Annotated in this window: 15 protein-coding genes; 12 read left to right on the top strand and 3 right to left on the bottom strand. The window is 52.4% G+C overall.

The window, feature by feature from the left end:
* Positions 1–320: 320 nt before the first annotated feature.
* On the top strand, positions 321–7,904 hold the full coding sequence (locus RB297_RS20665; protein ID WP_375121304.1) for a pullulanase: 7,584 nt from the start codon (positions 321–323) through the stop codon (positions 7,902–7,904).
* A gap of 215 nt (positions 7,905–8,119) precedes the next feature.
* Here RB297_RS20665 and RB297_RS20660 read toward each other — a convergent pair whose 3' ends face one another.
* Both RB297_RS20660 and RB297_RS20655 read right to left on the bottom strand, forming a co-directional pair.
* Positions 8,120–8,896, bottom strand: coding sequence for a PHP domain-containing protein (locus RB297_RS20660; RefSeq protein WP_375121303.1), 777 nt, complete (start codon positions 8,894–8,896; stop codon positions 8,120–8,122).
* Between the two features lie 37 nt (positions 8,897–8,933).
* A complete protein-coding gene (locus RB297_RS20655; protein ID WP_375121302.1) occupies positions 8,934–9,104 on the bottom strand; it encodes a hypothetical protein in 171 nt (56 codons plus the stop codon).
* A 75-nt stretch (positions 9,105–9,179) separates the two neighbouring features.
* Between RB297_RS20655 and tnpA the strand changes: the two genes are divergently transcribed.
* From tnpA to RB297_RS20630, 5 genes are all read left to right on the top strand, one after another.
* On the top strand, positions 9,180–9,581 hold the full coding sequence (gene tnpA, locus RB297_RS20650) for an IS200/IS605 family transposase (protein WP_090910252.1): 402 nt from the start codon (positions 9,180–9,182) through the stop codon (positions 9,579–9,581).
* A gap of 5 nt (positions 9,582–9,586) precedes the next feature.
* On the top strand, positions 9,587–10,726 hold the full coding sequence (tnpB, locus tag RB297_RS20645; protein ID WP_375121301.1) for an IS200/IS605 family element RNA-guided endonuclease TnpB: 1,140 nt from the start codon (positions 9,587–9,589) through the stop codon (positions 10,724–10,726).
* A 425-nt stretch (positions 10,727–11,151) separates the two neighbouring features.
* Complete coding sequence (locus RB297_RS20640) at positions 11,152–11,895, top strand: hypothetical protein (protein ID WP_012818581.1); 744 nt, start codon at positions 11,152–11,154, stop codon at positions 11,893–11,895.
* A 15-nt stretch (positions 11,896–11,910) separates the two neighbouring features.
* Positions 11,911–13,599 carry a vWA domain-containing protein gene (locus RB297_RS20635; protein WP_090910250.1) on the top strand — a complete coding sequence of 563 codons (1,689 nt, stop codon included), beginning with the start codon at positions 11,911–11,913 and terminating at the stop codon, positions 13,597–13,599.
* A gap of 56 nt (positions 13,600–13,655) precedes the next feature.
* Positions 13,656–14,795 carry a toxic anion resistance protein gene (locus tag RB297_RS20630; RefSeq protein WP_375121300.1) on the top strand — a complete coding sequence of 380 codons (1,140 nt, stop codon included), beginning with the start codon at positions 13,656–13,658 and terminating at the stop codon, positions 14,793–14,795.
* Between the two features lie 77 nt (positions 14,796–14,872).
* On the opposite strand, the gene RB297_RS20625 is transcribed toward RB297_RS20630, so the two are convergent.
* Positions 14,873–15,496, bottom strand: coding sequence for a TetR/AcrR family transcriptional regulator (locus RB297_RS20625; protein WP_375121299.1), 624 nt, complete (start codon positions 15,494–15,496; stop codon positions 14,873–14,875).
* Between the two features lie 245 nt (positions 15,497–15,741).
* On the opposite strand from RB297_RS20625, the gene RB297_RS20620 reads away from it, so the two are divergent.
* From RB297_RS20620 to RB297_RS20595, 6 genes are all read left to right on the top strand, one after another.
* Positions 15,742–16,689, top strand: coding sequence for a phosphotransferase enzyme family protein (locus RB297_RS20620; RefSeq protein WP_375121298.1), 948 nt, complete (start codon positions 15,742–15,744; stop codon positions 16,687–16,689).
* 312 nt (positions 16,690–17,001) lie between these two features.
* Positions 17,002–18,600, top strand: a complete 1,599-nt coding sequence (locus tag RB297_RS20615) for an ABC transporter substrate-binding protein (protein ID WP_375121297.1) — start codon at positions 17,002–17,004, stop codon at positions 18,598–18,600.
* Between the two features lie 99 nt (positions 18,601–18,699).
* On the top strand, positions 18,700–19,650 hold the full coding sequence (locus RB297_RS20610; RefSeq protein ID WP_375121296.1) for an ABC transporter permease: 951 nt from the start codon (positions 18,700–18,702) through the stop codon (positions 19,648–19,650).
* 15 nt (positions 19,651–19,665) lie between these two features.
* Positions 19,666–20,571, top strand: coding sequence for an ABC transporter permease (locus RB297_RS20605; protein ID WP_096774842.1), 906 nt, complete (start codon positions 19,666–19,668; stop codon positions 20,569–20,571).
* 22 nt (positions 20,572–20,593) lie between these two features.
* Positions 20,594–21,616, top strand: a complete 1,023-nt coding sequence (locus tag RB297_RS20600; protein WP_213579996.1) for an ABC transporter ATP-binding protein — start codon at positions 20,594–20,596, stop codon at positions 21,614–21,616.
* Positions 21,600–22,586, top strand: coding sequence for an ABC transporter ATP-binding protein (locus tag RB297_RS20595; RefSeq protein WP_096774840.1), 987 nt, complete (start codon positions 21,600–21,602; stop codon positions 22,584–22,586). Before RB297_RS20600 ends, RB297_RS20595 begins: the two co-directional genes overlap by 17 nt.
* The last annotated feature ends 33 nt before the right edge of the window (positions 22,587–22,619 follow it).

The raw sequence follows: 22,619 nt of genomic DNA, 5'->3' as shown, positions 1-22,619 counted from the left end.
TCCCTTTATTTGTTAGAGCTAGATGCTGCTGGAGAAAACCAGCTTGAGCCGCAAAATTCATGATGAAAACAGGTCAAAATATGGTTGACGAGAAGGAGCCTCAATACTACAATAAATGATGCAAACGTTTCCATTGTAATCGCTTTCATCTGTTTTTGTTTCATTCTATATCTCGAACATATTCTCTAACTCTTGTCAGTAATTGTCGTACTTTCTTTGATGGAAGCTCAAACCTGTTTATGCAATCGTTTGCTCAATGATTGGCATCAACATCGTACCAGCTGTACCTAATCCAAGAACAGAAGGAGGTTATTTGTATCATGAGAATGACGGTTTCAAGCAAACGAACGTGGTCCATCATCATGATTGTTTCGCTGATTTTCTCCATGCTCGGCATTCCGCCATCAACGGCCGGTGCCAATAGCGCGCCAAGCCAGGTTACGCTGGTGGGGACTCTGCAATCCGAATTAGGCCATAGCGGGGATTGGGATCCGGCTGCCGCCGCGACAACCATGAACGATATGGGGAACGGAGAATACAGGTTCACCGGCAGCTTGCCCGCGGGATCGTACGAATACAAGATCGCGATCGACGGCAAGTGGGACGAGAATTACGGCTCCGCCCATTATTCCAATCCGAGCGGAGCAAACAAGGATGGCAACATCCTCATAGAGCTCGCCCAAGATTCCCAGGTTACCTTTTATTACAATCATGGGACCCACCGGATCGCGGATTCTACATACTACGCTCCGATCGAGGCGGATAAGCTTCCCCGAGTGATCGGCAGCTTCCAATCGGGCATCGGCGAAGCGGCCGACTGGTCGCCTGCGGATGCGAGATTAATCATGCAGGATTCCGATTATGACCATGTATACACGGTGACTGCCGACGTGTACGAAGGGGATCATCAGTACCAAATCGCTTTGGGCAGCGATGCGGCAAGTCCGGTTCACCCCGCTAATCGGGAGGAGCTTCAGCTGCCGCAGGACGTTAAGGTTACGTTCAGCTACGATGCGGCCAATCACGGCGTTGCCGCTCATTTCACGGTACCTGCCGATCCGGGAACGCCAGTGCCGGCTAACCATCTGCGCGTCCATTACAACCGGGCTGACGCGAATTACGGGAGCGTCGGACTGTGGATATTCGATGACGTCGCATCCCCGTCCGCCAATTGGCCGGCAGGCGCAACGCCATTCCCTGGCGGGCAGCAGGACGCCTACGGGGCCTTCGTCGACATACCGCTCAAGGACGGCGCGCAAAAAGTCGGCATCGTCGTTGTCGATCGCATCAGCGGCAATAAAGACGGCGGCGACAAGAAATTCACCTTAGCCTCGCCGGACATGAACGAAGTATGGCTCAAGGAAGGCTCCGATACGGTATACAGCTTTGAGCCTGTTGACCTGCCGGCGGACACCGTGCGCATCCACTATCAACGGCAGGATCAGAACTATGATCCGTACGGTTTATGGTTATGGGGCGATGATGTCGCTGCGCCTTCGAAAGACTGGCCGACGGGGGCTACCATGTTCCCTTCAGGCCAAACCGACCGATATGGCGCTTATGTGGACATTCCAATGAAGCCGGGGGCCCAGAAGATTAACTTCCTCGTGCTGGATCCGGCCAAAGGAGACGCCGGCAAAGACGGAGGCGACAAAGGCTTCACCCTGGTAGACCGATACCAGCATCTATTCATTCAAGAAGGCGACAACACCGTCTACACATCCCCGTATGGGGAAGTGCCTACCGGGTTGGTCTCGGCCGAGGTATTGGCTCCAGGAAAGCTCCAGCTCGGATTTACCATGACCGATGGTTTGGAAGCGGATACGCTGAAGAATGAGCTGCAGATTAAGAATAAGGACGGCCATCCGGCTGCCATTCAAAACGTGAAGATTACCGGAAACACGACCATCGAAGTATCGGCATCATTTCAGCTGGATCAAATACCGTTAAGCGTAACCTACGCCGGAAAAACCGTATCCGCCTCCACCGGCTGGAGAATGCTGGATGAGATGTACGCTTACGACGGCGATGACCTCGGGGCGACTTATCAGGCTGGAGGAGCCGAGCTTAAGCTGTGGGCACCGACGGCGACCGAAGTCACCGCAAAGGTGTACAGCAAGGATGATGCCACGCAGTTTATCGGCAATGCCGCTCTCCAAAAGGGTGATAAAGGGGTATGGTCGGTTCGGTTGAAGCCGGGAGACCTCGGCATCCAAGATTTTAGAGGATATTTTTATCAATACGAAGTGACCAACAACGGCGTGACGAAAACCGTGCTGGATCCATATGCCAAATCCATGGCGCAATTCAGAGTGAACACCAAGGGCGAAGTTGGACCGGACGGCGATGCCGTCGGCAAAGCCGCAATCGTCGATTTGAGTCAAACGGATCCCGCCGGCTTGGATTTTGCGGACATTCCGGGCTACGAGCAGCGGGAAGACGCCATCATCTGGGAGATTCACGTCCGGGATTTCACGTCGGATCCGACGATTGAGAACGACCTGCATAACGCGACTTGGGGATCCTACGACGCGTTCAAAGAGAAGCTCGAATACATCAAGTCCCTGGGCGTCACCCATGTTCAGCTGCTGCCCGTGATGGCTTGGTATTACGGTGACGAAGCGGCCATGAAGAACAGGGAGCTGGATTATTCGGCCAAAGACAATGAGTACAACTGGGGGTATGACCCGCACAGCTATTTCTCCCCTGACGGTGCTTACTCCGAGGATCCTACGGATCCCGAGCTTCGCATCAAAGAATTGAAGGCGATGATCAACGCCATTCACGAGGCGGATATGGGCGTTGTATTGGACGTGGTCTACACCCATATGGCCAAGGCAGATTTCTTGAATGATATCGTGCCGAACTATTATGCATTCCAGGATGCCAACGGCAATTTCATCGGCGGCTTCGGCAACAATCTGGCGACCAACCGCAAGATGGCCGAGAAGCTGATGGTGGACTCCGTGAAATACTGGTTCGACGAATACAAAATCGACGGCATGCGCTGGGACATGATGGGCGACGCCACCTATGAAGCCGTGCAGAACGCCTATGATGCCGCTGCAGCCATCAACCCGAAAGCGCTGTTTATCGGCGAAGGCTGGGTCACGTTCGGCGGCCATCTGTCGGATCCCTCCCTGGCAGGCAAGGGCGCGGACCAGAATTGGATGGATAAAACGGACGACGTCGGCGTTTTCTCCGATGAGTTCCGCAACGAGCTGAAATCCGGCTTCGGCAATGAAGGCGAGCCACGATTCATTACGGGCGGCGCGCGCGACATCCAAACCATTTTCAACAATATCAAGGCGCAGCCGAGCAACACGAAGGAAGACGATCCGGGTGACATGGTTCAATACATCGAAGCCCATGACAATCTGCCGCTGTACGACATTATTGCGCAGTCCATCAAAAAGGACCCGTCGATTGCAGCGAATGATCTGGAGATCCATAAGCGCATTCGCCTGGGCAACCTGCTCACCTTGACCTCGCAAGGAACGGCTTTCCTCCATGCAGGACAGGAGTACGGGCGGACCAAGCAATGGCTGGGCCCAGGGGTTCCCGAGCAGAAATACCATGAATTAGAGGACGAGGCAGGAAACCGCTTCGGTTATTTCATCCATGATTCCTACGACTCCTCCGATGCCATCAACATGTTCGATTGGGAGAAAGCGACGGATGAAGCCAAATATCCGGAGAATAACAAGACGCGTGAATATACGACCGGACTGATCGAGTTAAGAAAATCGTCCGACGCTTTTCGTCTCGGCGATCAGTCGATGGTGAATTCGAACGTAACGCTGCTGCAGATTCCCGAAGTAAAGGCGCAGGATCTGGTCATTGCTTATAAGAATAAAGCGACGGACGGAACCGGCCATTATTATGTGTTCGTTAATGCGGATAATCAGTCGAGAACGCTTACGCTAAGCGAAGATCTGAGCTCCGGCACGGTGGTGGTCGACAACGATGAAGCCGGCACGACCGGCGTCAAAGCGAAGTCCGGCTTCACGTTAACCTCCGGCTCGATCACGCTTGAGCCTCTGACGGCCGTTGTGATCAAGACGGACGCCGCGGCGGCCGTACTCCGCGCGATATCGGTAGGTCAAGAAAGTTACTCTTTGCAGACCGGTAAGACGCATCAAATCGCGGTATACGCTGAGTACGAGGACGGCAGCAAACGAGCCGTAACGAAACAAGCGGCTTATGCATCCAGCAACCCGCAGGTGGCATCGGTAACGGCCGCAGGCGTGGTGCAGGGAATCGCGGAAGGAACGGCGGTCATAACCGTTTCCTATCGGGGGTTCCAGAAAGAGATTACCGTAACCGTTACAGCCGATGAAGTGGACAATAAACGGTATGTGCAGCTTAACTACATTCGGCCGGATCAGGATTATGCGGATTGGAATTTGTGGGTTTGGAATACGGGGGTAAAGAACGATCAGATCGACTTTGAAAAGATAGAGAATGGCGTGGCTACCGTACAGATTGAGGTGGCACCCGAAACAACAGGCGTTGGTTTCGTTCTGCGCAAAGGAACGAATTGGGATACGGCCAAGCAGGATATCCCGGATGACCGAATCATTCCGCTTCAGCCAGGCGAAGCCTTCACGAAGGTGAATGTGACCAGCATGGTGCATGAGATGGACATTTTGCCGAGCATTTCGGGGCCGATGCTTGAAGGCGGTAACATTACGTTCCATTACCGGGACGATCAATTGTTCAGGGACGGCCGGATGGATAGCATCACTGACGTGAAAGTGAAGATTAACGGGAAGCTGGAAACGATGGTCTACGTTCCTGACAAGGAATGGTTCAGTTATACGCTTAAGGGCGTTGCTCCCGGAACGTACGAATACACGTTCATCGTCAATCATAACGGAACCACGAAGGAAGTCACCGATCCGAAAAACACGGTGAACGGAAAGTCGCAGGTGGTTTACCGCGATCCGACCGTGACCATCGGGGCGAAGGTAACCCCTGGTTCCATCTCTTATGATGAAAATGCGGTGCTACAATTGAATGTAATCTCTTCGGAGCCCGTTGCTTACAAGGAGGCGTTCGTCGACCTGACGGAACTGGGCGGACCGGCCCGAGCGAAGGTTGATACCGAGCTGCTGGAGCACAGCATTGCCGTAAAGGATACGGTCACGGCCGGCAGCAAGAAAATTGGAATCACGCTAGTCGACCAATACGGCAATAGGCATACCGGCGAAGCCGCGGTAACGGTGAAGCCAAGAATCGCAGGCGGCAAACTCGATTTCGATTGGGACGAGGCGCGCATTTATTTTGTGCTGACCGACCGTTTCATGGATGGGGATGCTTCCAACAATGCAAATGTTGACAAGGATCACCCGGAAGCCTATCATGGCGGGGATTTCAGAGGACTGATCGATAAACTCGATTACATCGAGGATCTGGGCGTGAATACGCTGTGGATCACGCCGATTGTGGATAACATCGATTTCAATCAGGGTGCAGGCTTCGGCGGCAAGCAATATGCGTATCACGGCTATTGGGCCAAAGATTTTACGAAGATCGATGAACATTTGGGCGATCTGGATACTTTTAAGGAGCTAATCGATAAGGCGCATGACCGGGGCATCAAAATTATGGTGGACGTCGTGGTCAACCATGCGGGATATGGCCTGAAGCCGGGAGACAGTGCGCCCGGTATCACGCAGGAAGATAAGGACCGGTTCAAAGATATGCTCCGTACAGACGGTCTGTCGGCCGATACGGACCCGATCAAAGGCGAATTAGCGGGGCTTCCTGATTTCATAACGGAGAATCCGGCTGTTCGCCAGCAGATCATCGATTGGCAGGCAAGCTGGCTGGAGCGTGCCAAAACCGACCGCGGGGACACGATCGACTACTTCCGCGTGGATACGGTGAAGCACGTGGATGAAACGACATGGAAGACGTTCAAAAATGCGCTGACCCACCTCGATCCGAGCTTCAAAATGATTGGCGAATATTTCGGAGCCACGGTTGACAGCGATGGCGGAACGCTTCAGAGCGGCCAGATGGACAGCTTGCTGGACTTCGGCTTCAAAGGAAAGGCCAAGGAATTCGTGAACGGCAGCGTGGAATCGGTTGAGGCCTATCTGGCTGACCGCGAATCGAAGCTGGATAACACCCGAATGATGGGGCAATTCCTAAGCAGTCATGACGAGGATGGCTTCCTGTCCCACTACGTGGATGGCGACAAGGCAAAGCTGATGGCGGCCGCAGCGCTGCAGATTACATCCAAAGGCCAGCCGGTCATCTATTATGGCGAAGAGCTTGGGCGCTCCGGCAAGAATGCCGGTAAAATGGAAAACGGCGAATTTTCCGAGAACCGCGGCGATATGCCATGGGACCAACTGGAGGCCGAGAAGAAGCTGCTCACGCATTACCAGAAGCTCTTGAACATTCGAGCGGCAAACTCGAAAGTATTTTCAAAAGGAACGCGCACATCCATTGCGGCTTCGAATGCCGATGGTTATATCGCATTCGACAAGCAGTATAACGGAGAGCATATCGTTACCGCGATTCATGTGAAGAACGAACCGAAAGAAGTCGTCCTGCCTGTGCCGTTTAAGGCGGGCAGCAAGGCGAAGGACTTGTACGGCGGCAGCGTGTATAACGTAACGGCCGATCAGAAAGTGACGCTAACGCTCCCTGCCATGTCGGATGGCGGTACCGTCATTCTGGCTGCAGTGCCAACTGAAGGCGGCGGCAACGGCAGCAACCCCGGCAGTGGAAACGGAAGCGGAGGAGCAGGCGGCAATCCGCCTACCGATCCGGGAACGAAACCAAATCAGGGTCAGCGGATCGTTAACGAAGAATCGCTGCGCGGCGGGCAAGAGAAAGTAACGATTCAGCTCGGTGCCGAAGATATCGAAGTTCTCCTGCCGCTGACGGCAGGGGATATTCTGGGGGCGAAGCCGCTGGAGCTGAAGCAGGACGGCGTGACGGTACAGCTTCCGTCGGCGCTGCTCAAAGCGCTGCGCCAGCTCGTACCGGCCGAGCAGGCTAAGGATGCGGTCATCTCGTTTAAGCTGAAGGAGGTTGGATCGCAGACAGCCGCCTCTCTCGTAGCCAAAGCAGCTGCTGCCGGAAAGGCTAAACTGAAGCAGGGCAGCAAGATGTACGAATTAGATCTTAACGTCCGTACGAAAGACGGCAAGGCATATAAGCTGGAGCATTTCATAGCACCTGTAACGATTGCCTTTCCCGTCGACAGCGCCATTCACGGCGAGCTGGCCGGCATCTACGGCATTTCGGAATGGGGACCATTGAAATATGCCGGCGGCAAGCCGGTAAACGGGCAGCTGACGGCTGAAGTCAGTCAATTGAGCTACTATGCCGTGCTGGAATACGACAAATCGTTTGCCGACCTTGCCAGCCATTGGGCGGAGCAAGCGGTAAAAGAGTTGACAGCCAAGCATATTGTGAATGGGACCAGCGATACGAAATTCAGTCCGCATCAGCCGCTGACGCGCGCGCAGTTCGCCGCGATGCTCGTTCGTGCCCTGGGCCTTGAAAGCACCCAAGACACGACCTTCACGGATGTGGACGGCGATGCATGGTATGCTTCGGCGGTTGCGGTGGCTTCCCAGCACGGGCTGGTGAACGGCAGAGGCAAGGAGACGTTCGCGCCGAACGCGGCCATCACCCGCGAGGAGCTGGCCGTGATGCTTTATCGTGCTTACCAGACCAAGGGGGACGCTTCCTCTTTAGAGGAAGCACCGGACCTGAAAGATAAGCAGCAAATTTCTTCATGGGCACACCAAGAGGTGAATGAAGCCTTGGCCCTTGGCTTGATGAAGGGGCATGCCAATGGCATGTTTACGCCTCAAGCCAAGACCACCCGTGCGGAAAGCGCGCAAGCGATGCTAAATCTGTTGGATCGACTGCAGTAATTCCGCCCATCCTGCCGATTCGTGCAACGCTGGAATGGGGTTAGAGAGCAGGTTCGGACGGGAATGACATGGGTCGAGTCGCAATGAAACAATCTTTCGGAAACGCAAGAAGCCTGGACATGGATACATGTCCAGGCTTCTTTTTCGTACATGAATGTAAATGAATACACGGCGGGGGGGCCTATCGAACTTTGGCGTAGTTCACGTTTCACTAGCTAGATGACGGCTGAGGGGGACTGGAGCCGGATGATCTCCTTCATGAGCTTTTTCAGCATGACGGATGCTTTGACCTTAACAGGCAGGCAGTCCGAGACATGAAGCTGGTAAGCGCCTTGCATAATGGCATCCTTAAGCTCGGCGGCGGATTCGCAAGGCATTTGCAGCTCGTTATAGACGCTTCCGAATTGGAGGCATTGATGCGTATCGCTTCCCGCCGTAACAGGTTTGCCGAGATCGGCGGCGAAACGTTGAACCTGATCTTGATTGGCTTCGCTGCCGTATTGGTACATATCCTTGGCATTGAGATCAAAGGCGTCCAGGCGGCTCAACTGGCTGCGCGTGAGATGGTGGAGCGGCGTGTTCTCCCGGAACGGATGGGCTCCGATCTTGAGCAGCGGGAAGCCTTCGGCCAAGTCCATCAGATCATCGAAAGGGATGAAGGCGCCCTTCTCCGTATACCCGTCCAGGCGACGGCGGGTTTCCAGAATGAACTCCTTCCGGCCAATCAGCAGAATGTGTCCGGTTTCCCGGATGTCCACTTCCATCCCCGGAAAGATCTTCAATCCGCCTGCATCATAGTATTCGCCATTATAGGGAAACATGCAGTCAAGCTGCCGGTACACCTCGTCAAAATGGCGCGTGTTAAAATGCTCGGTCAAAGCGAGCGCATCAAGTCCGTTGTCCAGCGCCTCCCGGATCATCTCCTCATAATAATTTTTAGAGAAATCGGACGCTTTGGACAATTTGGCGTGGGTATGGAGATCAATTTTCATATTCGAACACTCCTTGTCGAAGTCAGTAATTTTAAGGTTAGCCGAACCAGAACAATAATGCGGTATATGCTGCCGTTCCGGTCAGGAACACCGCATCCCGCGCCGACAGGGTCAGGTGGGACAGCTTCAGCTTCTTGGCAGCCGGATTCTTCATGCCGTAGGAGAACCCGCTCGATTGTCCGACATATGTTTGGTCATTAATTAACATTTACGCCTGTGAAACAATAAAAATATGGTTCTTTTTGCTATGACATATGTTACTCTAAACAAGAGGTGGTAATATATGTCTGCAATTAAACATGGACGAGGTTACGTATACTCAATCCAGTATCATATCGTATGGTGTGTGAAAGATCGCCATAAGGTGTTGCTTAACGGTGTAGACAAAAGACTTAAAGAGATGCTTTGTCAGATAGCATCAGACAACAACTTTGAAATCGTTGAGATCGAAAGTGACAGTGATCATGTTCACCTATTGGTCGAATGCTCACCGCAACACGCTATCCCTTCTATCATTAAAGCATTGAAGGGAGTATCCGCAAGATTGTTGTTTAAAGAGTTTCCTCAGCTAAAAAAGAAGCTTTGGGGAGGGAATCTTTGGAACCCATCTTACTTTGTAGCAACAGTTAGCGAAAATACAGAATCTCAAATTAGACAGTATATACAAAACCAGAAAGTGAAGTGATATCCATGCTAGTACACAAGGCGTACAAGTTCCGCATGTATCCTACAACAGAGCAAGCTGTCCTCATTTCTAAGACGATTGGCTGTAGTCGCTTTGTGTTCAATCACTTTCTGGGGAAGTGGAATACAACTTACAAAGAGACGGGCAAGGGACTTACTTACGGAACATGTTCAGCCGAACTAACCAAACTTAAGAAGGAGCTGGATTGGCTCAAAGAACCCGATAAGTTCTCTTTGCAGAACGCACTAAAGAATTTAGCAGACTCGTATTCTCGCTTCTTCAAAAAGCAGAATGATGCTCCAAGATTCAAGAGCAAGAAGAGCCCTGTTCAGTCTTATCAAACCAACTTCACCAACAACAATATCGCTATAATAGACAACAAAATCAAACTTCCAAAGTTAGGTTTAGTTAAATTTGCAAAATCCAGAGAAATAGAAGGGCGTATATTGAATGCTACAGTCAGACGCAACCCCACGGGTAAGTATTTTGTGTCTATACGTGCTGAAGTAGAAGTGGAAGCATTGGCTGAGACGAACTCTTCGGTTGGAATCGATGTGGGATTGAAGAAATTTGCCGTTCTGACTAATGGGGAAAACTTTCCAAACCCTAAGTTCTTTCGAACGCTAGAAGCAAAACTAGCTAAAGAACAACGTATTCTATCAAGAAGGAAAGAATTAGCATTGATACAAAAGAGATCTCTTGCTGAATCGAGAAACTATCAGAAGCAAAAGCTTAAGGTAGCTAGAATCCATGAACGTATTGCCAATTCGAGAGCAGATTACTTACATAAGATTTCAACGCATATTGTCAAAAACCACGACAACATTGCGATTGAAGACTTGCAAGTAAAGAATATGCTGCAAAACGGCAAACTAGCAAAGGCAATTAGCGAAGTATCTTGGACGCAATTCAGAACGATGTTAGAGTACAAGGCGAAATGGTATGGACGCACAGTGGTCGCTGTATGCAAAACGTTCGCATCTTCACAACTATGCTCATGTTGTGGGTTTAAGAACAAAGAGGTTAAAAACCTGAAGCTTCGTGAATGGACTTGCCCAGTGTGCTATTCTCATCACGATCGAGATTGGAATGCAAGTAAGAATATCCTCCATGAAGGAAAAAGACTTCTGTCTGCACAGTTGTAGTGAGTCGTTGTGCAGTAACCGTAGGAATTTACGGGGATAGCCTAATTAATTAGGGTTCGATAGAACCCTGTACTTAGGAATCTCGTCACTTTAGTGATGAGAGGTTCAAATAGTTACCCTACCTCTATGAACTTGCTCGCCTCGGCTTGGCCCCTCTGTTTTGCAGCCGTTCTCTGCGTATTCGCCATGGCTTTCTTAAACACGGGACGTTCATGCCCGCATCATGTTATCCAAGTGAAAATCCGATAAAGAAATGAATGGATTGGATATCGGCAGGGCTGCTTGGAGAGGAAAATGCATCTAACTTCGAATTGAGACGTAGTATGTGTTATATCCTTTAATTACCTATGTTTTTACGGATGTTTTATAAGCGGTTATAGGTCGAATCAGTCATCGCTCTATAGGAGTAGGGGAGGTGTTAATTCTTGAATGGCTCGAAGTCCGCGAAGCTGCTCCTGCTTATGGCGGTTATCGCGATCGTGAATATTGTCCTGGTTTCGCCCGGGTTGCTCGGCTTCCAAGTCGGCGGCGATAACGCTTTCCAGTCTGCACTGGTCATCACCGTATGGGTGGTCAGTATGCTTGCACTCTTTTATGGAAGTTATGTTTTGTTGTTCAAGTCTCCGGCTGCAAAACCGATCCAAACGATTCAGACCCGCGAGGATTACATAGAGGCGCTTCACCATTACCGCAACGTGAAAGTGCTGAAGAATGATATCGCTCTTGCCCTGGACCAATTGGAGCGAATCGAGAAGAAGAGAAACGCGCTGCTGGGCGTTCTGGGTCAGCGTTTTCAGCCAACGGAGCTCAGTTACAAGAAATTCATGGGGGTCATCGATGAAGTCGAGAAGCTGTTCTACCTCAATATCCGAGGGATACTGAACAAGCTTGGCGTCTTTGCCGCATCCGATTTCGCCCGCATGGCGGATCAGCCGAAAGCCTCCCAGCTGTCCAGCAAGGTGGCGCAGAAAAAAACGGCGTTATACCAAGAGTACTTGGCTTACGTGACCGGTTATCTGGAGGCGAACGAGGAAATCATGCTCAAGCTTGATAAGCTGCTGCTGGAGATCTCTTTGCTCGGCAGCACCGATTACCGGGATGTGGAGGATATGCCGTGCATGAAGGAAATCGATGCGTTAATCAAGCAAACCAAATTATACAAGCAATAAGAGAGGGAGATGATTATGCGAAGCAAGGGTAGTGCCTTTGTCGTATTAGTGGCCATTGCAGTGGTCGTGTTTGTACTAGTGTACGCGGGGATCACATTAACCTCCAATCTGGGCAAAAGCCAAGCCGAGGTCGATTCGGAAGGAGCGGCTAAAAAGATCAACAAAATCTACAAGGATATAACTGTCACGACAGCCGATCCCATCAAAGGCCAAGTCGATCTGGACCCGGTGGCCGTCGCGGATTCCCTGCCCGATATATCCAAGTTCCCGATCTCGGTCGAGAATACGACGGACTTGTACGTGGAGATTTTCTCCTCGCCGGAGAAGGCGGGACCGGGCATTGACGGATGGCTGAACGAAGTGGCAGAGGAATTCAACAAATCCAAGCCGGTAGTGAACGGCAAGCCGGTATCCGTGAAGATCCGTAATATCGCTTCGGGAACCGCAACCGATTACATAACATCCGGGAAGTACGTGCCGGACGCTTTTACGCCATCCAATGAGCTGTGGGGGGAGATGGTCAAGGAATACGGCGTCAAAGCCGAGCTGGTATCCAAGCGCCTGACGGGGAACGTCACCGGCGTCGTCACCCGAAAAGCCAAATACGACGAGCTGGTGGAGAAGTACGGCTCCTTGAACGTCAAGACGCTGACGGATGCGATAGCGAATAATGAATTGGCGATGGGATACACGGATCCTTTTGCCAGCTCCACGGGTCTCAACTTCCTGATCACGGCCCTTGAAACGTTCGACAGCAACGACATACTGGGTGAGAAGGCGGTACAGGGCTTCGAGAAATTCCAAGCAAACGTTCCTTTCACGGCTTCCACCACGATCCAGATGCGCGATGCGGCGAAGTCCGGCATGCTGGATGCCTTTGTCCTGGAGTATCAGACCTTTGTCAACGCGGCGGATATGAAAAGCGGTTACGTCTTTACCCCGTTTGGCGTAAGGCACGACAGCCCTTTGTACGCGCTCGGGAAATTGCCGAAGGAGAAGCTGGACATCATCAAGAAATTCGCGGAATTCGTTGAGCAGGACAAATACCAGCAGATGGCCGACAAAAAAGGGTTCAACGGTCTTAACGATTACCAATCCGAGCTCGAGGTCGTCGACAGCAGCCTGCTGCCGTCCGCCCAGAAGCTGTGGAAGGAGAAGAAGGACGGCAACAAGCCGGTTGCGGCCGTGTTCGTGGCGGACGTATCGGGGAGCATGGACGGCGAGCCGTTAAACCGTCTCAAGGAATCGCTGTTGACGGGACAGAAATATCTGGGCCGGGACAACAGCATTGGCTTCGTGTCGTATTCCACGGACGTTACGATCAACCTTCCGATCGGCAAGTACGATTTGAATCAGCAGTCGATGTTTGTCGGTGCGATCAACAGCCTCGAGGCCAGCGGGAATACCGCGACCTTTGACGGCATCGTCGTGGCGATGAAGATGCTGCAGGACGAGATGGCGGCGAATCCGGACGTGAAACCCCTGATTTTTGTGCTGAGTGACGGGGAGACGAACGTCGGGCATTCCCTAGACGATATCCGCGGACTGATCCAAGCCTTCAAAATCCCGGTGTATACGATCGGCTATAATGCCGACATTCAGGCGCTCCAAAGCATTTCCAGCATCAATGAAGCTGCCAGCATCAACGCCGATACCGATGATGTCGTATACAAAATCGGCCAGCTGCTGAATGTGCAGATGTAGCAATTTTTCATAACGATGTGAATCTGGTATATCAGAAACTTGTAGGAGGGGTTATATTGTCATTTACGATGGAAGTCATTCGTCCCGAAGAGATTAAGACGGCAATCGAGGAGCAGGTGAAGCCTGAGCCGGAAGAAGTCACGCAGCTGAAGGAACTGGCAGCGAGCAATGTGCAGGCCATCATGGAGCTGGATATCGAATCGCTCGAGAAACGGAGACAGGTGCTGCAATCCATTGACAGCTTTGGGATCAGCACGATGAGGTCCTCCTCGGAGAAGAACGCGCTTCTGCAGGTTCAGGTGGGGAGACTATCGAAAACCGGGGACGAAGGCGGCGAAGTGGCCAAAGGGTTAACGGAGCTGCAGCTGCAGCTGAAGGATCTGGATCCGAGCGTCGTGGATTTTGCGAAGAGCGGGCTGCTGGGCATGGTGTTTAACCCGCTGCGCCGATACTTTGCCAAGTTCCAAAAGGCGGATGCCGTCATTTCGGACATTATCATTTCTCTGGATAAAGGAAAAACCGTATTAAAGAACGACAACACCACGCTGGAGATTGAACAGCAAACCCTTCGCGAGCTCACCAAAAAGCTGCAAAAGGAAATCCAATTGGGCATGCTGATGGACACGGAGATCGAGTCCCAGGTCGAGGCGGCCAAAATCCGCCAGGAGTCGGAGGATAAAATCCGGTTTATTACCGAGGAGGTGCTGTTCCCGCTGCGCCAGCGCGTGATGGACCTGCAGCAGATGCTGGTCGTGAACCAGCAGGGGATCATGGCCATAGAAGTCGTCATCCGGAATAACAAGGAGTTAATCCGTGGTGTGGATCGGGCAAGAAACGTAACGGTATCGGCGCTGAAAATTTCGGTGACGGTCGCAAGTGCCCTTTACAACCAGAAGATTGTCCTGAAGAAAATCGAGCTGCTGAACGAAACCACGAACAACCTGATCAGCGCCACCTCCAAAATGCTGAAGGATCAAGGTGCGGCGATCCACAAGCAGTCGCTGGAAACGAGCATTTCCGTCGATACCTTGAAGCAAGCGTTCACGGATGTGCTGTCAGCGCTTGATTCCATCAGCACTTACAAACAGGAGGCTCTCCCGCGCATGCGCGAGACGATCCATCAGTTCAGCGAGCTGGCGATCACGGGCGAGCAGCAGATTCAGCGCCTGGAGCGGGGGCAGAAGCTGGGCCTGTAGGAGAAGCCAGGGATACCAACAAGAAAAGAGTGTGCAGTTGTGATGCTGCGCACTCTTTTTACTTGGCTCCAAGTCCCTTATGCCCGCAAATAATTAAGCAGAATGTGCTTGAGAATCGCCAGCTGCTTCTCCGGCGCGAGGTCCGGCTCGACCACCAGAATGTTTTTCTGGAGGGACAGCTTTCTGGCAAAAATGCCGAATGTATTCACGATGGTGGTCAGCGTCTCGGCAATCGGAAGATCGGCTTGAACCGATCTATCCTCGATGCCCTGCTCCACGATGGTCGAGAATACCTGGGATATATCCCGGTAGACGACGTTAAACAGCTCGATGTCTTCGAGAGGCTCTGTAAACTGAGCCGCATAGCTCTCGAAGTTCTCGAGCAGCTTCACGTTCGAGCTGGTCTGCTGCTCCAGCAGGGAAATGAAGTGGTCGAACAGCAGCTCCAGCTTCTCCATACAGGAAATCGGCTGTTCCGCGACGGAGCGGAAGGTCTCGAGAACGGTCTCCAGCATTTTCGTGGCAACGGCAACGACGAGTTTCTCTTTGCGGGGAAAAAAACGAAAAACGGTGGCTACGCCCATGGCAGCCTCGGTGGCTACATCCTGCATGGTGGCTTTTTCAATGCCTTTATGTGTAAATACGCGCTCGGCTGCTTCGATGATGAGTTGGGTTCGGGCGTTTCGGGTTTCGGGATTCATAATAAGGCCCTCTTTCTTGCATGACGATTTTATTTTACCCGTATTATATCCTCCCGCCCTTTTGACGACAACAAGAGCGTATACATCGGCGGCGAAAGCGGCCGGCACAAGGACCGCTGTTGATGGCGTTATTTCAATGGAATATTCATGAGGACCGGGCTTTGCATGCAGGAGCCGCTTACATATTTGCAGAAATCGTTCATCATTGATTTCAATATCATCCGGCTTGAAGGGAGGCGCTGCAATTGGAACGACGGAGCGAGCTTATGGCCGCGGCTGCGAGCAGGTTCGGACTTTTGGAGCGGGATAGACTCCAGACGCATTTTTCCGAACACAGCCTTGTCCGTTCTTATCGAAGGGACGAGAAGACCGTGTATGTGCGCTTGACCGACGAGTCCCACAAACCCTATGCGAAGATTGCCGGGGAGGTGCAGTGGGTAGAGTTTCTTGGGAGTAAGGGCGTTTGCGTTTCGAGGCCGCTCCATTCGGCAGCCGGGAAACTTGCGGAGCGGATCCGGATGGAGGACCGTGAATATACGGCGGTCTGCTACGAGGAAGCCAAGGGGCGTCCGGTTGGGGAGAACGAAGCCGGCGAGGATTTATACAGGCGAATGGGCCGATTCATGGGGGGCATGCATCGTATCACCCAAGAGTATACCCATCAGGACCCCTTCACGAGACGGCCGAATTGGTCGTACGAGGCAGAGAAGGTTCGTCATCTCGATTTACCGCCGTCTGAAAAGGGAATTGCCTTTCGTTATCAAGCCTTGTGCCAGTATATATCGAAGCTCCCGGTTTCTAGGGAGGCTTATGGATTAATCCATGCCGATTTTCATTACGGCAATTTTTTTGTCCAGGGGGATGCGTTGTGCCTGATTGATTTCGATGCGAGCCGTTATTCATGGTTCGTGGATGATATAGCCGTCGCCGCCTTCTTCTCGGGTTTGACCGATGGAGCCGATCCGGACAGAGGTAAATTCCTGATCCCTTTCCTGGAAGGATACCGTCTGGAGCGTTGCCTGGAGGAGGAGTGGCTTCGGGAAATCCCCTATTTCATGAAGCTGAGAGAAATGGGGCGGTATATGAAGCTGTTCCATGCCTGCCGCGGAAATTTCGACAAACTTCATCCCTGGGGACAGTGGTATATGAAAGGGCGCAGGGAAAAGATTTTGCAAAGCGATCTGCCACTTTAATAAAGAGCCTTGGTTCGAAAGACGGACCAAGGCTTTTTTATATTTCGGGGGGAAGGCTGGCTGCGGCGGTTAAGGCGATGGAGAGGAACGAAGTCCTTGCATGTTGGATCTATTTATTTTTGCGAACAGGAAATTAATTCTAGTACGATCAATTATTGCATTGACAGCCCATAGCGAATCTATTAGTATGTGCATAGCTTATTAAACCTACCAGATAACTTAGAATTATGGGGTGCGTTCGTTTTACGAGTTTTTGACAGAGCATGATGCATACATTTCGTATGCATATGTCTACTACATGGGGGGATTACAATGAAAGCCAGAAAGTTAGGTTTACTCTTATCGTCGATCATGCTGATGCTGTTGATCGCGGCATGCGGCAACGGCTCCGATCCGGCGGCAGAGGGCGCAGCCGAAGACAAAGGAAGCGAGAAGCAAGCCGAACAACAAGAGTACAAAGACGAGCTGAACATCGCGCTTACGGCTCAGCCGCCAACGTTGGATACGGCCTTGACGGTATCGGCGGTTGCACTGGATACGGCCGGCAATATCTTCGAACAGCTCTACACGCTGAATGCAAACTATGAACCCGTACCGGCTCTGGCAGAGTCGGTTGAACGAAGCGAGGATGGTTTAACGTATACGTTCGCCCTTCTCCAAGGCGTGAAGTTCCACAACGGGAAAGAGATGACGTCCGAGGATGTTGTAGCCTCGATGAACCGCTGGCTGGTGACTTCGTCCCGGGCGAAGGTGCTGCTGACGAATGCCAAATTCGAAGCCGTCGATGCGTATACCGTGAAGCTGACCGTAGAGTCGCCTACGTCGGACGTGTTGATTCTTATTGCATCGCAAGCGCAGTTCCCTTCCATCATGCCGAAAGAGATCGTGGACGCAGCGCCGGCTGACGGAATCAAGGAGTACATCGGTACAGGACCTTATAAATTCCAGGAATGGAAGCAGGATCAGTACATCCATTTGGTGCGAAACGACGATTATCAGCAGGTGTCGGATGCGGAGCCAAGCGGATTTGACGGTCGAAAAGAAGCTCCCGCCAAAGACCTGTACTTCCATTTCGTCACGGACCACTCCACGCGCATTGCAGGCGTGAAGACCGGCCAGTACGATGTGGCGGACAGCATTCCGATCGAAAGCTATGATGAGCTGGCTGCCGACAACAACATCAACCTGCTCTCGTTCCCTGGCGGTGCCCTGACGGCATTTTTCAATACCAGCGAGGGATTGTTAAAGGACGTGAAGATTCGCCAGGCCATTCTCGCCGCGTTCAATAATGAGGAGATCATGTTGGCGAGCTTCGCCAAGCCGGATTTGTACTCTTTGGCGCCGGGTTACCTGAATACGAATCAAGTCCAATGGTCGACCGAAGCCGGAGCGGAGTATTACAACCAGTCCAATCCGGAGAAGGCCAAGCAGCTGCTGCAAGAAGCCGGGTATAACGGCGAAGAAATCACGCTGCTGACGACCAAGGATTATAACGAGATGTACACGGCTACCTTGGTCATCCAGGAGCAGCTTCGTCAGATCGGCATGAACGTAAAAGTGGAGAACTTCGATTTCCCGACGTTCCTGGAAACGAAGAACGACCGTTCCAAGTGGGATATCTTTGTTGCCAGCACGGGCTATCAGCTTACCCCGCCGCAGCTGCTGGCCGTTAATCCGGATTGGGCCGGACTCGAGAATGAAACGGTCAAGCAGGCACTGATCGATATTCGCGGCGCAGCCACGCCGGAAGCCGCCAAGCAGGAATGGGAGAAGCTGCAGGGCTTCCTGTACGAATTCGCTTCCTCCACCGTAATCGGCCATTATAATGGCGTCGTCGCCACAACGAAGAAGCTTGAAGGTTTCGAGCTGTTCGAAGCTCCGGTGGTTTGGAATGCCAAAGTAGCGAAGTAAGCGTATAGGGAGGGTGTTACAAGTTACCGGAGTAACTTCGATAACGCCTTCCTTTTTTGAAATTGGATTCATAGACCATGTACAAATGAGGGATTTGCCGTGCTGGCTTATATTACGAAAAGACTTTTGTCGCTGATTCCCGTACTGGCCGTTGTCACCATCGCTATATTTCTGATCATCCACATAACGCCAGGGAATCCGGCGGCGGCCATCTTGGGAATGGAGGCGTCGCAGGAGGAAATAGAGCAGCTGAATCAGGACCTTGGACTGGACCGCCCGATACTCGAACAATATACGAGCTGGGTAGCCAACGTGTTCAAGGGGGATCTGGGGGATTCGATTTTCATGAATCAGCCGGTCAGCGAAGCCATTGCGGAGCATATTACCCCCACGCTATCGCTGGCCATTCTGGCACAGGGAATCGCGATCCTGCTCGCGATTCCCTTCGGGATTATCGCCGCTTACAAGCGAGGGTCCATCGCCGATTATACATTGATGGGGATATCCTTGCTGGGCATGGCCTTGCCCAGTTTCTTGCTGGGACTATTCCTTATGCTGTTCGTGGGCGTCAAGCTGCAGTGGCTGCCGGTCGCCGGATATGAACCGCTTAGCAGCGGGCTATGGGAACATATGAAGTATCTGATTCTTCCCGGCATTTCCCTTGGAACCATACAGGCGGCCCTGATTACGCGGATGACCCGTTCGTCCATGCTGGAAGTGCTGAATTTGAATTTCATCAAGACAGCCAGATCCAAAGGCCTGCATGAAATGAAGGTGCTGTTCAAACATGCGTTTCGGAGCGCGTTTCTGCCCATTCTGACCGTCATTGGACAAACCTTCGGCACGTTGGTGACGGGAGCGGTGGTCGTGGAGGCCATATTCAACATTCCCGGTCTGGGTCAATTGATCTTGAATTCCATTGCCAGAAGGGACTTTGCGGTGATCCAAGGGGTGGTGCTCGTCGTCACGCTGATGTACGTCACCATCAACTTGATCATCGACTTGTTATACGGCGCGGTTGATCCGCGCGTTCGATTGGATCGCAAATAAAAGAGGTGTAACGGGATGGCTGCAGTTCAGGAAAAGGAATATGTCGCTCAAGTCAGCAAAAAGCTGAAAAAAGAGCAGCGAGCCTTAGGATATCGCCGCCTGAAGTCCAACTACGGGCTATTGATCGGAGCGACTATCTTTGTGGTATTGGTGATTCTGGCGCTGATCGGACCGCTCTTCACGAACTACGGTCCGTACGACATGAAGGTTGTGGACCGTTTAACTCCGCCAGGGGCCGAGCATTGGCTTGGTACCGACGAATTCGGACGGGATTTGCTAACGAGGCTACTCTACGGTGCCAGGGTATCGATTAGCGTCGGACTGGCGGTTGCGCTGCTGTCCTCCGCTCTGGGACTCGTGATCGGCGTCTATGCAACGTATTATAAGACGTTGGATCATATTCTCATGCGCATTTGCGACGGGTTGATTGCGATTCCGGGAATCCTGCTCGCCATTGCCTTAATGGCCGCGCTCGGCGCATCCGCCTTGAACGTTATCATTGCGCTGACGATCGTGTTCACGCCGAATATTGCCCGAGTCGTCCGCTCGGCAGCACTGGTAGTGCGCGAGCAAACCTACATCGAGGCCATGCATGTCCAGGGGGCCGGCTCCACGCGCATTATATGGCAGCACATCGTGCCTAACACGCTGTCTCCACTACTGGTACAAGCAACTTTCGTATTTGCCGAGGCGATTATCTCGGAGGCCGCGCTCAGCTTTCTCGGTGCGGGCATTCCTGCGCCCGAAGCCAGCTGGGGGAACATTTTGCAGGCAAGCAAGCTTGTAATTTACAAGGCATGGTGGATGGTCGTATTTCCCGGGGCCACGCTCGTCCTGTCCGTCCTTAGCCTGAATTTGCTGGGAGACGGGCTGCGCGATTTGCTGGACCCCCGCGTGAAGCAAAAGTTTAGAAAGCGATGAATATAAGGCTGGAGGTGTTTCCATGAATAAAGAGCCTCTATTGGAAGTGAAAAATCTTAAAACGCATTTTCATACCGAGCGCGGAAGAGTGACGGCGGTGAACGGAGTGAGCTTTTCCATGAATACTGGCGACATCATCGGTATCGTCGGAGAGTCCGGCAGCGGAAAAAGCGTGATGTCCCAATCCATCATGAGATTGCTGGATCATACGGATGCGATCGAGTACGAGGGAGAGGTCGTATTCGAGAATCAGAACCTGCTGTCCCTCCCGCATTCTAAATTACGGGCGATCCGGGGTGATCGAATATCCATGATATTTCAGGACCCGCTAACCTCCCTGAGCCCTGTCTATACGATTGGAAACCAAATCGGAGAAGCCATTCGCCTCCATCAGAAGAAGTCCAAGAAGGAAGCCCATCAGCAAGCCATTGAAATTTTGCGGATGACGGGCATTCCTTCGCCCGAAATCAGGGTTAACGAATATCCCCATCAGCTGTCGGGGGGAATGCAGCAGCGGGCGATGATTGCCATGGCGCTTTCCTGCGAGCCGAACCTGTTGATCGCGGATGAGCCGACAACCGCGCTCGATGTGACGATTCAGGCCCAGATCCTGGAATTGATCGCCGACTTGAACCGCAAAATGGGCATGGGCGTGCTGTTCATTACGCATGATCTGGGCGTGGTCTCGGAAATTTGCACGGGCGTGAAGGTGATGTACTTGGGACAGATCGTGGAGGAAGCTCCCACGGAACAGCTGTTCCAAACGCCGCTGCATCCTTATACCCAAGGGCTGATCCAATCCATCCCCAAGCTGGAAGGGGACAGGGACGATGAGCTTTACGTCATTGAGGGAACGGTGCCGTCCCTGACGGATATTCCGCAGGGCTGCGGCTTCTCAACGCGGTGTCCTTATGCCGACGAGCTGTGCCGTACCTCCGAGCCGCCGATGCAAACGGCCCAAACGGACCATCGAGTGAAGTGCTGGCATTACGAGGCCCTAAACAAGCCGGAAGGGAGGGAGACAACCGTTGGAACAAGCAGCTGATCGTTCGATCTTAAAGGTAAGCTCCCTTCACAAGCAGTTTCCGGTGTACGGATCATTCGGCAAATTAGGGGGCGCCAAAGCATACGTCAACGCGGTCACGGACGTTTCCCTGCAATTGAACGAGGGAGAAACCTACGGCCTGGTCGGCGAATCAGGCTCCGGCAAAAGCACCACGGGACGCACCATCCTCGGATTAACGCCGGCAAGCCAAGGGCAGGTCCTGTATCGGGATCGGGAATTGGCGGCCATGACGAGGGAGGAAATGCGGAATTTCCGCAAGGACGTGCAGCTTGTTTTTCAAGATCCGTTCTCTTCGCTCAATCCGAGGAAACGAATCGGCCGGATGCTGGAGGAGCCCTTGATCATTCATAAAATGGGGGACAAGGCGGAGCGTCAGGAAACCGTGTTCCGCATCCTGAAAACCGTTGGCCTGCAGCCGGAGCATGCCTTTCGCTTTCCCCATGAATTCTCGGGCGGTCAACGCCAGCGGCTGGGCTTGGCGCGCGCGCTTATCATGAATCCGAAAATCATCGTGTGCGACGAGCCGGTCTCTGCCCTGGACGTGTCCATTCAGTCGCAAATTCTGAACATGCTCAAGCGCCTGCAGCGCGAAATGAAACTAACGTTATTATTTATAACGCATGATATCAGCGTGGTTCGGTATATTTCGGATCGGATCGGCATTATGTATCTCGGAAAAATAATGGAAGAGGCTTTGACGGACGATTTGTTCCATGAGCCGTTGCATCCCTATACGAAGGCGCTGTTCTCGGCCGTACCGGATTTTAACCGCAGCCGATTAAAGGAACGGATCATGTTGCGGGGGGAAATCCCGTCCCCGATATCGCCGCCGAGCGGCTGTGTTTTCCACACGCGCTGTCCCTATGCAACCGATGTATGCAGAACAGACATACCGGCTGTAAGAGAAGTGCGGCCGGGCCATAAGGTCGCCTGTCATCTTGTTGACTAGAACAGATAAGTTCGCACCCCCAACCAAAAGGAG

It is taken from the genome of Paenibacillus sp. CR_12 (assembly GCF_041953985.1).
Lineage (GTDB): Bacteria > Bacillota > Bacilli > Paenibacillales > Paenibacillaceae > Paenibacillus_AQ > Paenibacillus_AQ lautus_A.
This window is presented reverse-complemented; position numbering and strand designations above follow the sequence as displayed.

Bases quoted from the DNA above. Each gene is read 5' to 3' on its own strand.
- RB297_RS20615 (WP_375121297.1), top strand. From the start codon at position 17,002: ATGAAAGCCAGAAAGTTAGGTTTACTCTTATCGTCGATCATGCTGATG.
- RB297_RS20635 (WP_090910250.1), top strand. From the start codon at position 11,911: ATGCGAAGCAAGGGTAGTGCCTTTGTCGTATTAGTGGCCATTGCAGTG.
- RB297_RS20625 (WP_375121299.1), bottom strand. From the start codon at position 15,496: ATGAATCCCGAAACCCGAAACGCCCGAACCCAACTCATCATCGAAGCA.
- tnpA (WP_090910252.1), top strand. From the start codon at position 9,180: ATGTCTGCAATTAAACATGGACGAGGTTACGTATACTCAATCCAGTAT.
- RB297_RS20605 (WP_096774842.1), top strand. From the start codon at position 19,666: ATGGCTGCAGTTCAGGAAAAGGAATATGTCGCTCAAGTCAGCAAAAAG.
- tnpB (WP_375121301.1), top strand. From the start codon at position 9,587: ATGCTAGTACACAAGGCGTACAAGTTCCGCATGTATCCTACAACAGAG.
- RB297_RS20665 (WP_375121304.1), top strand. From the start codon at position 321: ATGAGAATGACGGTTTCAAGCAAACGAACGTGGTCCATCATCATGATT.
- RB297_RS20655 (WP_375121302.1), bottom strand. From the start codon at position 9,104: ATGTTAATTAATGACCAAACATATGTCGGACAATCGAGCGGGTTCTCC.
- RB297_RS20660 (WP_375121303.1), bottom strand. From the start codon at position 8,896: ATGAAAATTGATCTCCATACCCACGCCAAATTGTCCAAAGCGTCCGAT.
- RB297_RS20600 (WP_213579996.1), top strand. From the start codon at position 20,594: ATGAATAAAGAGCCTCTATTGGAAGTGAAAAATCTTAAAACGCATTTT.